This is a genomic window from Altererythrobacter ishigakiensis (assembly GCF_001663155.1).
Taxonomy (GTDB): Bacteria; Pseudomonadota; Alphaproteobacteria; order Sphingomonadales; family Sphingomonadaceae; genus Erythrobacter; species Erythrobacter ishigakiensis.
In genome coordinates, this window is sequence record NZ_CP015963.1 from 384,969 (window position 1) to 398,550 (window position 13,582).

Consider the following 13,582-nt stretch of genomic DNA (forward strand, 5'->3'; position numbering starts at 1 on the left):
ATCGAGAAACATGATGATCAAGGCTCAAATGGAACAAATACTGCCCGGCGGAGGCCGCGGCCAAGAGTCGATTGCAACAGTTCATACTGGAGCCGAGTTAGGGTGAAGCGCTTGGCCTTCTTTCTCGTGCTTTTCCCTTCAATTGCAGTGGGGCAGGTCATGTTGGGACAGCCAAGAGCTATTGACGGCGATACCTTTGCATTTGGCGACGACATGATCCGAATTCACGGAATTGATGCCGTTGAGTCTACCCAAACTTGCGATCGGCAAGGGGTCGCATGGGAGTGCGGCGCGGAAGCGACAAAGTTAATGCAGGACCTTATCCACAGAGGCGGACTACGTTGTCAGCAAATTGATAGAGACCGGTACGGGCGCCAGGTTTCGGTGTGCCACGCTAACGGACTGGACGTTGGTCTGGAGCTGGTGTCGGCGGGCTTGGCGGTTGCGCTACCACAGTACAGCGATAGCTACATAGCAGCAGAAGAGAGAGCCCGCGCAAACGGCGTTGGCATTTGGAGCGGCATATTTCAGATGCCTTCGGACTATCGAGCTGCTGATCCCAACTTCAAAGAGCCACGCCCATCCCAGCGGGCCAACCGAGAAGCGTACGGAGAGTTTGAACCCACAATACCAAAGCCGCGTTCTCGCAATGCGTATTATCGCAATTGCGCGGCCGCTCGCGCCGCCGGAGCCGCCCCGCTGCGACGCGGCGAGCCCGGTTATAGGTCAGCCCTTGACGCAGATGGCGACGGGATAGCATGCGAACCATACCCCTAAGTGTCGGGGAAGAATGCACTCCTATGCTGAACTGATCGCGTCTTGATACTGGACAATTCTTACTCTCCACGTCACCAAATAGGTCGTGACTATAGAGGATCTAATCGCCAAGTGGAGCGGTACGCCGGGGGGTGCCGAGACTTCCAATTTTCAATCGTTCGTTACGGATTTGTGCGAAGCGCTCGAATTGAATCGCCCTGGCATTGCCCAGAAAGGAAAGCTGGGCGCCTATGAATACGAAGCGTCAGTCCCTGGCGGTTCGTTTCGATCCACCAAAGGCACTGGCTCGATCGATCTCTACAAGCGCGGCCACTTCATCATGGAGGCCAAGCAAAGCTATCTGAAGCCGGAGCAAGTGCCGCTCAATCTTGACGATGACAGCGTACCGCAAGCACCCTCCGGCGCGCGTTATGACCGGCTTATGAAAGAGGCGTGGCTGCAGGCGCGCAACTATGCCCGCAACCTGCCTTCGTCCGAGCCGGTCAGCCCGTTTCTGATCGTGTGCGATGTGGGCCGCGCCCTGGAGTTGTACGTCGATCCAGCGGGCAATGGCCGCGACTACGAATTTTTCCCAGACCGCCAGAGCTACCGCATCGAGCTTGCCGAACTGGCCAGTGATGAAGAGGTCGCGCGCACCGAGAAGAACCCGCGCGATTTGCTGCGCGCGATTTGGACCGAGCCTAAAAGCGTCGATCCGCGTTTCCGCGCTGCTGAAGTCACCCGCAAGGTGGCACGCAATCTGGCCGAAGTCAGCAAGTATCTCGAGGAAGGCATCCGCGCCAAGGGCCTGCCCGAGCGCGAGAAGAACATCGAAATTGAGGAATCCAGCCTGTTCCTGATGCGCGTGCTGTTCTGCATGTTCGCAGAGGATATCGGACTACTGCCAATCCGGAGCTTCGAGGATTTCCTCAAAGAGGCTGAAGGCAATGACGGGTACTTCGCTCATGGACTGCGCGATCTGTTCGAGAAAATGAACAATGCCAATCCCGGAAACCGCTTCTCGATGGCACTCAAGACAGATGTGCGATACTTCAACGGCGGTCTGTTCGAAAACAGTAAGACCTATCCGCTCGGCGGATTCCTGGTGCACAATCTTTATGAAGCAGCGCGGCAGAACTGGCGCAGGGTCGAACCCGCTATTTTCGGCACACTGCTGGAACAGGCGCTCGATGCGAAGGAGCGCTCCAAACTGGGCGCGCATTACACGCCGCGGCCCTATGTCGAACGGCTCGTTCGCGCCACTATACTCGATGTGCTCGAGCCCCAATGGGAAGCCATCGAAGCGCTGCCGGAAGAGAAGATTCTCAATGCGGCGCAGGCGTTCCATACGAAGCTGGTTTCCACTCGTGTGCTCGATCCCGCATGCGGTACGGGGAACTTCCTCTATGTCGCGATGGAGCTTCTGCAGGCGCTTGAAAGCCGGGTGATCGAGCGCATTCTGACGCTGGGCGGTGAAGCGCGCCCAAGGGTCGGTCCACAACAGTTTTACGGGCTGGAAATCAATCCGCGCGCAGCCAAGATTGCCGAGCTGGTGCTCTGGATCGGCTGGCTGCGCAACCGGCTGAAAGATGATCCGGACGATGTGCCTGAACCGGTGCTCAAACGCAGCGCGAACCTAAATATGGGGCGGCGCGGGCGCTATGACGCTATTCTACGGCTCACCGAAAGCGGCGAGCCAAATTATGAAAATCCGGTGCTGGCCGAATGGCCCGAAGTAGAATTTATCATCGGGAATCCGCCCTTTATCGGCGGCAAGGATATCCGCGATCGGATGGGCAGCGACTATGCCGAGGCGATGTGGAAGGCGAATGAACGCGTTCCCAGGTCCGCCGATTTTGTGATGCAATGGTGGGACCGCGCAGCGCACACGTTGGTAGCAGAGGGCAGTTCGCTGAAGCGGTTCGGATTTGTGACCACCAATTCGATCACGCAGGAGTTTAGTAGGCGAGTGATCGCACAATATCTTGGCGATGTTGGCAGCCTTTCGCTCCTTATGGCGATTCCCGATCACCCTTGGACCAAGGCAACGAAGGATGCCGCCGCTGTGCGGATTGCAATGACCGTGGCCGAGCGCGGCACGCATGAGGGTGCGCTGCTCGAAGTGACCAGTGAAGCTAATCTCGATAGCGATGACCCCAATGTGGCGCTGGCCAAGGTGGTAGGAGCGATCAACGCCAATCTGACGGTTGGGGCGAGCGCGAGCGATGCCAAGCCCCTATTGGCCAATCACGGGCTTTGCTATCGCGGCGTTCAACTCATCGGCTCAGGGTTTATCGTAACTGAGGAGCAAACACGCGATCTAGGTCTCGGTAAACGCGACGGATTGGAAGCGCATATCCGCCCCTATCGAAATGGCCGTGACCTACTGCAAACGCCACGCGGTGTAATGGTGATCGACCTGCTTGGACTTGATGAGAAGGAAGTGCGACTGCGCTATCCTGAAGTCTACGAGCATATCCTGCGCGAAGTGAAGCCAGAGCGCGACAAGAACCGTCGTGAGACCTACAAGAGGAATTGGTGGATCTTTGGTGAGCCGCGCCGCGACCTGAGACCAGCTCTTGAGGGTCTGACTCGTTATATTGCGACGGTGGAAACCTCGAAGCACCGCGTGTTTCAGTTTCTCGATATAAAGATTCTACCTGACAACAAGTTGATTGCAATCTGTGACGAGGACTGCGCAACGTTGGGTGTTCTCCAATCGCAGATCCATCTTCAATGGACATTTGCAAACTGTGGGTTGCTGGGTGTCGCGAGTTTCGAACAAGGCCATGTCTACGTAAAATCTAAAGTCTTCGATCCTTTCCCTTTTCCCGATCCCACTGACATACAACGCGAATCGATTGCCGAGCTTGCCGAAGAGCTCGATGAAACGCGCAAGGCCGCTATCGCCGAGACCGACAAGCTCACAATGACCGAGCTGTACAATCTGCGCGAGAAGCTGCGTACTGGTGAGCCTCTCTCAGACAGAGATTCCAAACGCGCCACTGCTGCGCGCGCAGGCATCGTCAACCGTCTACACGAACAGCTCGATCAGGCTGTCGCCGATGCTTATGGCTGGGGGGAGGAATGGGCCGCAGGCACGCTTGGCCCTAGCGAAATTGTAGCGCGACTAGTCTCCCTCAACCATGAGCGTGCCAAGGAAGAGAAAAGCGGCCGTATTCGTTGGTTGCGTCCAAGCTATCAGAAACCGCGCTTCAGATCAGACTAGCACTAACAAAAGTTCAGCCGCTATATTTGGACTCGTGAAAAGCCCAGAATAGCACGTATGGGGTGGTTTGGGTCCCATCTAGACGAATCCGGTGCCCCCACCTGGGGTGCAGCCTCCCAAAGGGCCAAATTGCACCAAACAACCGATCAAACTTCGCACCAGCTTTTCTGGGAATTTTACAGGAGTAAGCCTTCCTGCTTTCGTAAGTGATTGAAAGGTTGGCGCACCCGACAGGATTCGAACCTGTGACCTCTGCCTTCGGAGGGCAGCGCTCTATCCAGCTGAGCTACGGGTGCGTGGCGCTGTCTGTCGCACGCGAGCGGGGCGCTTAGCAAAGCTGTGCTGGCGCTGCCAGCGAAAATGCCGATAGCAAGAACACAACCCTGTCGTGAGCAGAACCTCGCATCGCCAGAGTTGCCGGCGGTATCGAGAGCGCATCTGTCCGATTCTTCTTTGCACGGGTTAACGTTAGTGATTTGGCAAGGCCGGTTTCTTAGCCTCGCGAATCATGGAGCGGCAAACAACACCAGGCCAGAGAACCGCTGTCACCAGTGCCGGCTTCGCCGAGCGCTGGCGCGAGGTTCATCGCGCGGGGCAGGAAATCGCGGCTATGGCTGCGCTGTCCAAAGAGTCCCTGTCGGGCGAGTTGGAGAGATTCCCGGAAGAGATTGAAGCCATCGGTGGCGCAAGATGGACGCTTGCGCAGGAGACCCTTTCCGACATTGATGCGATGCTGCGGCCTGGCCTTAGCGCATTGCGGGCAATCGCCGCGCGCGGACAGGACACCACAGCTCCCGCGCTGGCGTTGTGGCGTGAATTCCATGCATCGCGCAGCGCCCTTATGGCGCTGACCGTCTCGCAGCCATTGGCTGAGGCACCTGTCACCGCCGAGCGCATCACAGCCTAAAGCGCATACGATAATCTGCCCCGGGGCGCAGAAACGCGAACGGGGACTTGACCCTGTTCGCTTTCTGTTCCAGCCTCACTTCATGTCGAGCGCCATTCCAGACACAACTGATTCGCAAGTTTCTTCAGTTTCGGCTGTGAGCGCGGCAGAGGTTGCGCGAGGTGTCATGCGCTTGTTTGCGCGCAACGATATCTGGTGTCTGCCAGAGATGCCGCTCCGCAACAAACGACGCGCCGACCTGATGGGTGTAGACGCCAAGGGCCAGATCGTAATCGTAGAGATCAAAGTCGCGCGAGGCGACTTGCTGGGTGACGGGAAGTGGCCTGATTATCTAGAATTTTGCGATCGCTTCTATTGGGCGCTTGCACCTGAACTGGATCGCAGCCCGCTGGATAGTCCGGATTACCAGCCCGAAGCCTGCGGTGTGATTATTGCTGATGGCTACGATGCGGAGATCATTCGTCCCGCCCCGTTGCACCCATTGGCCGCCGCCCGGCGCAAGAAAGAGGTAGAGCGGCTCGCCCGCACCGCCTTGCGGCGCCATACCGGGCTGATCGATCCGCGCAGCGCGGAGCTGTTTCCGGGCTTATAGAAGGTGCTTATGAAGCGTCAGTAATCAGTCGCAAATCGACGTGCGCAGCGTTAAGACAGGCTCATGGTCTTTGGTCTTATGTTTGCAGCTGTCTCGATGACGCTGATTGTGGCGCTGCGCTATTTGATAAGCAGCGGCATGTTCGCCTGGATAACCGTCAGGCTCCGCCCCGGCCAGCATGACGGGTTGAAGCCGCAAATCCGCCGCGAGATCAAATGGTCGCTAGCATCGGCCGCGATCTATGGAGTTCCGGCCGGGCTGGCCTTTTGGAGTTGGCGGCATCTTGGGTGGACGCATATGTATCTAGACCCGCTCGACTACCCTGTGTGGTATATGCCTTTATCAGCGCTGATCTATCTGTTCGCGCACGACACCTGGTTCTATTGGACGCATCGTGCGATGCATTGGCCTGTCTTGTTCAGGCTGGCCCATTCGGTGCACCACAACAGCCGCCCGCCGACTGCTTGGGCGGCAATGAGCTTCCACCCGATCGAAGCGCTGAGCGGGGCGATAGTTATTCCAGCGCTTGTCCTCCTGGTCCCGATCCACATGGGCATTCTAGGCCTGGTGCTGGCAGTTATGACGATTATGGGCGTCACCAATCATATGGGATGGGAAATGTTTCCCCGCTGGCTTGTTCACTCAAGGTTTGGCAAGTGGGTGATAACAGCCAGCCATCACGAACGTCATCACGAAGAATATCAATGCAATTACGGGCTCTATTTCCGCTTTTGGGACAAGGTTTGCGGTACCGATCGCGGACTGACAACAAGGTTCGCGCAATGAGCGGCATTGGCAAGGCGGCTTTGCTAGCTGGTTGCGCCGCGGCACTGACCGGCATGAACGAGCCGCCAACAGGGACTGTCACGGTCACCATTACCGAGATGCGGTCATCAGAGGGGGTCGTTCGCGCTTGTATGACAACCAATCGCGAGATCTTTCCAAGGTGCCGCAAGGATCCTGCATCTCATCGCACAGTCGTCACCGCCAGCGAGAATATGACGCTGACTTTTACCGGAGTTAAGCCCGGAAACTATGCGATTGCGTTGCTGCATGACGAGAATGACAATGGCAAGGCCGACCGTGTACTGGGGATGATGCCTAAAGAGGGGTTCGGCTTCTCGCGCGATGCAAAGGTGCAAATGGCGCCGCCGAAATTTGATGATGCGGTCTTCGAATTCGATGGCAGCGCAGCCGAGCTGACAATCCGAATGCGCTATATGCTGTAAGATGACGTCAAAACAGCAGTGCGTCGTGATAACCAAAACTTGATCGGGAAATGAATCCTTTTTGTTTGGGCTTAACGCTAAGTTTACCACACTCCTCCAAAAGACCATGTAATTCCTATTTTGACAGGGGACGAATTGGGTCATGGATAGATTGAGCGGTCATTTCGATGCTTCGGATGTGTCCGATGTTTCGAACGATTACGATCTTGGCGACGAAGATTTTGCTCGCGACCTGCCGCCCGCAGCCATCGGCCAGGATGAGCGCCGCATGCAAGTGCGTGCCTACAATCACTGGGCCAGCCTGTTGGGTGAACGCAATTTCCCGTCAATCGAAGAGCTGGAGCCAGAGAATCTCCCCGATTTCGGGCCTTTCAGCGTACTTCTCGACTTTTCGACCGGCATAGAAGATCCGGCTGTCCAATACTTGGGCAATCAGCTGGCAGAGGAATGCGGCGCGGAAGGCGCGATTACCAAGCTGTCAGATGTACCTAGCCGTTCTTTGCTCAGCCGCATTACGGATCACTATCTGCAGATCCTCGCCAATCAGGCTCCGATCGGGTTTGAAGCCGAATTCATTAATCAGCGCGGCGCCACGATCATGTATCGCGGCATTCTGCTTCCGTTCTCTAGCGACAATGACACGATCGATTTCATTTACGGTGTCATTAACTGGAAAGAGGTTGCAGACGAGGACGCAGCAAAAGAACTGCTGCTCGAAATCGATCAGGCGCTTGAAACCGAAGATGCTTCGGAGGCGCCAGTTGAAGACGAGCCGGTTAAACGCGAAAATGGACCCGTAGCCGACTGGGCCGATGGACCCAGCGCCGACAATGATGTCGACGCCGCAAGTGAAGTTGAGAGCCAGTCTGAAGACGACGATGACGACAGGGTCGCATCGCTTGACCTGGCATCAGAACACGAAATCTTCGATCCGCTCAATCTGCCCGAGCCTGCCTTTGGCGAATATATGCTCGACGGTGACGATCTGGAAGAAGAGGACGAAGACGAAGCCAATTATGATTTCGCATCGCTGAGCGATCACATCGCCGCTCCAACCAAGAAGACGCAAGCGCTGGACTTGGCTGACTTCGAATTCGATTCAAGCCATTCGGATGACGAGGCTGAAGCGCCGGCAGTCGGTGCGGAAGATCAGGATGGTGTAGGCGAATCCGGCATCGCTGAAGACGCCCGGCCGGATGACGGCGATGAGCCTTCAGAGGATGCAGAATGGGCCGGTGATACAGAAGCGCAGGAAGAGGCACCGATCGGCCTCACCCCGCCTGACGTCAGCTTCGATGACGAAGCTTTCAGCATTTCTGAATCGCCAGAGCCGACACTCGGCGAAGATAGCGACCTTGCCCCGAGCACCAAATCGGACATTGTCGCGCCGATCTCTGTTGAAGCTCAGGTCAACGCGTATTTAGACTTCGATGACGAAGCGCCAGCGCAGCTGCCGGAGGATGCCGGTCTACATGACTACCTCGCAGTCGCTCGCGAAGCTGCACAAACCGCACAGGCCAGTGAAGATCGCAGCCGCAGGGCGCTCTATGAGGCCGTGAGCCAGGCCTATGACTTCTCCGTTGTGGCAAAGGACGCGCAGGAAGATTATGCCGAGCTGCTCGAAGATTGCGGCCTTGAGGCGCAAGCCCGCGCCCCGATGACCCCGATCGTCAAGCTTGTATTTGGTGTCGACTACGACAAGACACGCCTGACCGAATATGCCGCCGTATTGAGCTACGCGCACCGTGTCGGCATAACGCAAGGTGGCCTCGCAGATTACCTGAACGAGACTGCAGGCGGCCTCAAAGGTGTAGTCGGTGCAGAGCGCCGCTGGCGCAAGGAGCAGGCTGGCAAGGATGTTGAACCGGACAATGAAGTCCGCAGCGCTCTGGCCAGGAAATTGCGCCAGCTTGACCCGCAGGACTTCAGTGACATCAACGCGGAGGGCGGCGAATTCGGACTGGTCATGATCCGCCGCACCGAAGATGGCGAAGTGATTGTTCTGGGCGAAGTTGAACAAGATATCCCGCTGATCGAACGCGCGGCGCGCAAGCTGCTGGGCTGAGCGCAAGCCCGCTATTGGCGGGCTCAGATCAAATCCTCGCTGGCTTGAGTTCGCATGGCGCGTTACAGCGCGTGTATGAGTGAACCTGCATGCGTGCGAAGGCGGGCCAAATTGCTAACAGTTCTCGGTTCTTTAATCGCGCTTCTGATCGCGGCGGGCTTGGCGTTGCAGATTGCGATATGGCGTAATGGACCCGCAGTCCTTGATGCGGTGGACCGCATTACAGGCGGCTCACGCGGAGCGGTTCTTGCGGAACGCGTGAGCTATGGACCAAGCGACAAGCAGTATCTGTCTGTTTACACACCCAAAGATCCATTGGCAGAGCCAGTGCCCGTCATTGTTTTCGTGCATGGCGGCAGCTGGAACAAAGGCGATCCGGAAAATTACGGTTTTATCGGACGCGCGTTCGTGCCCGAAGGGTTCGTGGTTGTGCTAGCCGCCTATCGCCTGCACCCTGAGGCGGTCTATCCCGCCATGATCGAAGATACGGCAGCTGCGATTGCGTGGACACAGGCCAATATTGCCAAGCATGGCGGAGATCCGTCGCGCATTGTCATCGCGGGCCATTCGGCGGGCGCCTATAATGTTGCCATGACAGCATTGGAGGCGCGCTGGTTAGCCGAAGCGGGTGGGAGCACTGCGCAGATCGCAGGCGTTGTGGGCCTTGCAGGCCCTTATGACTTCTACCCCTTCGATAGCGACTCGACCCGGGCATCGTTTGGACATGTCTCACAAGGCGAAGTCACCCAGCCGATCACCCACGTGCGCGATGACGCCCCGCCAAAGCTTTTGGTGCATGGCGAAGCCGACACTCTGGTCAAACCGCGCAATTCGCGCGAATTGGCCAAGCGCTTGGAGAATTCAGGCGCCAAGGTCGAAACGCTCTATCTCAAAGATGCCGATCACAACCAGCCACTATTGGCGCTGGCGAGCCCGTGGAGGAGCAAATCGGAAGTCTTCAGCGCCTTTGTCGAGTTTGCGCGGAAGGCACGCTCTTCAGTTCCAGTTAAGGACGAAATGCGTTAGCACGGCATGATGCGTTTATTCTGTCACTTCGCCGCGTTCATCGCCGCATTTGTGTGGGCGGCTCAGCCCGTTTCGGCTCAATCGGTACTTCGCGACGCTGAAACAGAGGCGCTTCTCAATGATATGGCGGCTCCATTGGTAGAGGCGGCCGGACTTGCTCCGGGCAATGTCGATATCGTGCTGATCAATGATCCCTCGATCAACGCCTTTGTCGCCGGAGGGCAGGCGATCTACATTCACACCGGGCTGATCAATGCGGCCGATACCGCCAATGAGGTACAGGGCGTTATTGCGCACGAGCTTGGCCACATCACTGGCGGGCACATCAACCGGTTCGATGAAGGAATGTCTGCCGCGGGCAATATCTCGATCCTCAGCCTGCTGCTGGGCGTAGGCGCTGCACTCGCTGGCGCAAGCGAAGCAGGTATCGGCATCATGCAGGCCGGTCAACGCGCGGCGCTCGGTAAGTTCCTTGCCTTCACCCGAGTGCAGGAAGCTTCTGCTGATGCGGCGGGGGCTCAGTATCTTTCAGATGCGGGGTTATCCGGACGTGGATCACTCGCTTTCTTTGGGAAACTGCTCAACCAGGAGTTCCGTTACTACCGCCGCCAGGATGATGATGCGGCCTTTACCCGGACTCACCCCCTTTCCGGTGATCGTATCGCACGTCTGCGCGAAGTCTATGAACGTGACCCCGCGTGGGGTGCACCTGATGATGCGGAAATCCAGGCCAGGTTCATGCGCGTCAAGGCGAAGCTCTATGGTTATTTGTCGACGCCTGAACGCACGCTGCAATCCTATCCGGAATATGACACCAGCGTGCCTGCACGCTATGCGCGCGCTTACGCCTTTCACAAAAGCGCGCTGGTCGATCAGGCGCTGGCGGAAACCGATGCGTTGATCGCGACTGATCCGCAGAACCCCTATTTCCTTGAGCTCAAAGGGCAGGTCTTGCTCGAATCGGGCAAGCCCGATGAGGCACTTGATCCGCTACGCCAGGCAACTGACTTCAGCCGCAACGAGCCACTCATCTCGTCCATGCTGGGGCACGCTCTGATCGCGACAGAGGATGAGACAAATTTTGCCGAGGCTGAGCGCGTGCTGCGCGCCGCAGTGGCACGCGACAGGCTTAATCCTTTTGCCTGGTATCAGCTTGGCGTGGTCTATGCCGCGCGTGGAGACATGCCGCGCGCACGCCTTGCGAGCGCGGAACAACAGGTGATGCGGCGCAACTATCCAGAAGCCTTGCGCAGTGCTCAAGCCGCAGAAGCCGGGCTGGAACCCGGCACACCGGACTGGATTCGCGCTCAGGACATATCGCTACAGGCGCGCGCCGCCTTGGAGCAGCTTCGGGACCGATAGGGCGCCCGATTGGGACCCAAACAGGGGAAATGCAGAAAATGGACGCTCGGACTTCAAACTTCCTGATTACCGCAGCAATCGCCCTGCTATGCGGGTTTGGCGGGGCGGCAGCCTTCAATGCGACCGGCTTCGGTGACGCGCGGACCAAGGAATATCTGCTCAGCAACCCTGAAATTCTGCCGCAAATGGCAGAGGCCTATCAACGTCAGGAGGCCGAGCGGCGCTTGGCCGGTATTGCCGACCAAGTGATGGGCGAATTTTCAGGAGCAGTTCTGGGCAATCCCGAAGGCTCCAAGGTTCTGGTCAAGTTCACTGACTACAATTGCGGGTTCTGCCGCGCCAGCCGGCCCGATATTGATCGGCTCATTGCAGAAGATCCCGAGCTCAAGGTCGTGATCCGCGAATGGCCGATCTTCCGTGGCAGCGAAATCGCCTCACGCATGGGACTCGCCGCGGCCAAGCAAGGAAAGTTTGCTGAATTCCATGACGCCATGTTCGAACTTGCTCCGGCAACGCCGGAAAGCGTTGAACAGGCTGCCGAGCAAGCGGGAATGAACATTGATCAGGCGCGCATCGACATGGCTAGCGACGAAGTGTCAACTGAAATTGCCAAGAACAATGCGCTCGCCGCGCAGCTTGGGTTTGGCGGGACGCCCAGTTGGGTAACTAGCAATTCCGCTTTCGAAGGTGCGGTGGGCTATGCTGCACTCAAAGACGCGGTCGACAAAGCTGGGAGCTGACAATGCGGGGGCTCGCTTGCCTTGCTCTGTCAACGCTGGCCTTTTCCTTTGCGCCGCAGCCATCCATTGCCAACGACGCTGAGGACGGACCGCAAAGGCGTGCGGCACAATCTGTGTTTCAACAAAGGCTTGAACAGGATCAAAAGCTGCAAGACATTGGTTGGAAGCTTGTATCAGGTAACGCCGCGTTCTGCGCCAACGCAATCCCGTCAATCGGGCTGCAGTTGCACGATATGGCCAGTTATGGGCGGCCAGATGCAGTGCGCGAACTGCTCGGCCTCAGCGGCGATATCGCCGTTTTGACAGCGGCTGCGGGCTCGCCGTCGGCACAGGCAGGCCTCACACCAAATCAGCACATCACTGCCATCGCCGGCATTGATCCTCATGGGTGGCAAAGTCAGCCGAGGAGCGATTGGCAACGGACCAAACGAATACATGACTGGATAGATCAACGCCTTGCGGAAGATGGATCGGTCACGCTGGAACTTGCTGGAGGCCGCGAGATCGCGCTCGAACCTGTGCACGCCTGCCCATCCCGGTTCGAATTGAGCGGCGACAACAAGCGCGCAATGGCTGAAGGAAGCCGGGTTATTCTGGGCTATCATTTCCCCGGCTTCGCATACCCTGAAGACGAATTGGCGGCCGCAATTGCGCATGAGCTGGCACACAATGTCCTGAACCATCGCGATTGGCTGGACACAAACGGCAGAAGCCGCAGCAATGTCCGGCTTACTGAACGCGAAGCCGATCGCATGATGCCCTGGCTGCTTGCCAATGCGGGCTACGACCCGGCTGCCGCCGCGCGTTTCATGGAGCGTTGGGGGCCGGTCCACGATGGAGGCATCTTTCGCAAACGCACGCACGATGGCTGGGATGAACGGGTTGAATTCATCGAAGCGGAGGTTGTCCGGATCGAGAAGTTACGCGCAAAAGAGGATGTCGCGAACTGGAGCCACCATTTCGAGCGCGAGATTGCGCCTTAGTACGCCGAACTAGTCGTCAGCAACCTTGGCATACATCGAGTTGATCGGCTTCTCCATCACGCGGCGCACCATCGGCTCGAAGAATTCGAGCGGCGCGCTATCATAGTTCGCGTCGAACGCCGCCTGATCATATTTCTCGCAAAACTCTGCACAGGCCTCGAAGTGTGGATTGCCGCGATATTGCTCTCGGATATCGCGATTCATTCCCACGTGATGAAAATAGAAATAGCCCTGGAATGCACCATGCTTCTCGCAGATCCAGTGGTCGCGCTCGGAAACAAAGGGCTTGATGATCGCAGCAGCAACATCAGGGTGGTTGTATGTGCCAAGAGTGTCGCCAATATCATGCAGTAGCGCCATGACCACATAACGTTCATCGCGCCCATCGCGGTATGCGCGGGTCGCGGTCTGCAATGAATGCTCAAGGCGGCACACTGGGAATCCGCCGAAATCCCCGTCCAGCAACTTAAGATGATCCAGCACTCGATCCGCCACACCCTTGGCGAAATTGCGATACTCGCCACCGATGATTGCCCAGTCTTCAGCAGTGCCCTGCTTCATTTCGCTGAATTTCGCGCGTTCGTGATTCTCTGAACCGGGATGTTCAATCGTGGCCATGATGTCTCTCCTTGCAGATGAGCAGTGTAGCGCTCACGACAGCAGACAGCAAAACAATCTGCACCAAACCTATCA

Annotated in this window: 11 protein-coding genes, 1 tRNA gene and 1 pseudogene; 11 read left to right on the forward strand and 2 right to left on the reverse strand. The window is 57.4% G+C overall.

Annotated elements, in window-relative coordinates; all coding sequences use genetic code 11:
• The first annotated feature begins 213 nt into the window (after nucleotides 1-213).
• Both A6F69_RS13300 and A6F69_RS01800 read left to right on the forward strand, forming a co-directional pair.
• Nucleotides 214-777 carry a thermonuclease family protein gene (locus A6F69_RS13300; RefSeq protein ID WP_425388070.1) on the forward strand — a complete coding sequence of 188 codons (564 nt, stop codon included), beginning with the start codon at nucleotides 214-216 and terminating at the stop codon, nucleotides 775-777.
• Between the two features lie 85 nt (nucleotides 778-862).
• The gene (locus A6F69_RS01800) at nucleotides 863-3,985 is read left to right on the forward strand and encodes a class I SAM-dependent DNA methyltransferase (RefSeq protein ID WP_144573536.1); all 3,123 of its coding nucleotides are present in this window, start codon (nucleotides 863-865) and stop codon (nucleotides 3,983-3,985) included.
• Nucleotides 3,986-4,204: 219 nt separating this feature from the next.
• Here A6F69_RS01800 and A6F69_RS01805 read toward each other — a convergent pair.
• Nucleotides 4,205-4,281: transfer RNA gene (locus A6F69_RS01805), tRNA-Arg, on the reverse strand.
• 212 nt (nucleotides 4,282-4,493) lie between these two features.
• Between A6F69_RS01805 and A6F69_RS01810 the strand changes: the two genes are divergently transcribed.
• The 9 genes and pseudogenes from A6F69_RS01810 to A6F69_RS01850 all read left to right on the forward strand — a co-directional run bounded on the left by A6F69_RS01810 (nucleotide 4,494) and on the right by A6F69_RS01850 (nucleotide 12,889).
• Nucleotides 4,494-4,892: a hypothetical protein gene (locus A6F69_RS01810; protein WP_067596717.1), complete on the forward strand. Its 399-nt coding sequence runs from the start codon at nucleotides 4,494-4,496 to the stop codon at nucleotides 4,890-4,892.
• Nucleotides 4,893-4,974: 82 nt separating this feature from the next.
• On the forward strand, nucleotides 4,975-5,484 hold the full coding sequence (locus A6F69_RS01815; RefSeq protein WP_067596719.1) for an MmcB family DNA repair protein: 510 nt from the start codon (nucleotides 4,975-4,977) through the stop codon (nucleotides 5,482-5,484).
• A gap of 63 nt (nucleotides 5,485-5,547) precedes the next feature.
• Entirely contained in the window at nucleotides 5,548-6,270 is a 723-nt protein-coding gene (locus A6F69_RS01820) for a sterol desaturase family protein (protein ID WP_067596721.1), read from the forward strand.
• A complete protein-coding gene (locus A6F69_RS01825; protein ID WP_144573534.1) occupies nucleotides 6,267-6,713 on the forward strand; it encodes a DUF2141 domain-containing protein in 447 nt (148 codons plus the stop codon). The genes A6F69_RS01820 and A6F69_RS01825 overlap by 4 nt, the downstream gene beginning before the upstream one ends.
• A 142-nt stretch (nucleotides 6,714-6,855) precedes the next feature.
• Nucleotides 6,856-7,548 (forward strand): annotated as a pseudogene (locus tag A6F69_RS13205) (PAS domain-containing protein); the annotation flags it as partial.
• A gap of 1,341 nt (nucleotides 7,549-8,889) precedes the next feature.
• Nucleotides 8,890-9,804: an alpha/beta hydrolase gene (locus A6F69_RS01835; protein WP_218916040.1), complete on the forward strand. Its 915-nt coding sequence runs from the start codon at nucleotides 8,890-8,892 to the stop codon at nucleotides 9,802-9,804.
• 9 nt (nucleotides 9,805-9,813) lie between these two features.
• Entirely contained in the window at nucleotides 9,814-11,166 is a 1,353-nt protein-coding gene (locus tag A6F69_RS01840) for a M48 family metalloprotease (protein WP_067602233.1), read from the forward strand.
• A 38-nt stretch (nucleotides 11,167-11,204) separates the two neighbouring features.
• Nucleotides 11,205-11,906 (forward strand): DsbA family protein, encoded by a 702-nt coding sequence (locus A6F69_RS01845; RefSeq protein WP_067602236.1) that lies wholly within the window; start codon nucleotides 11,205-11,207, stop codon nucleotides 11,904-11,906.
• A gap of 2 nt (nucleotides 11,907-11,908) precedes the next feature.
• Nucleotides 11,909-12,889, forward strand: a complete 981-nt coding sequence (locus A6F69_RS01850; RefSeq protein WP_067596725.1) for a M48 family metalloprotease — start codon at nucleotides 11,909-11,911, stop codon at nucleotides 12,887-12,889.
• A 9-nt stretch (nucleotides 12,890-12,898) separates the two neighbouring features.
• On the opposite strand, the gene A6F69_RS01855 is transcribed toward A6F69_RS01850, so the two are convergent.
• Entirely contained in the window at nucleotides 12,899-13,507 is a 609-nt protein-coding gene (locus tag A6F69_RS01855) for an HD domain-containing protein (protein WP_067596727.1), read from the reverse strand.
• Nucleotides 13,508-13,582 lie beyond the last annotated feature (75 nt).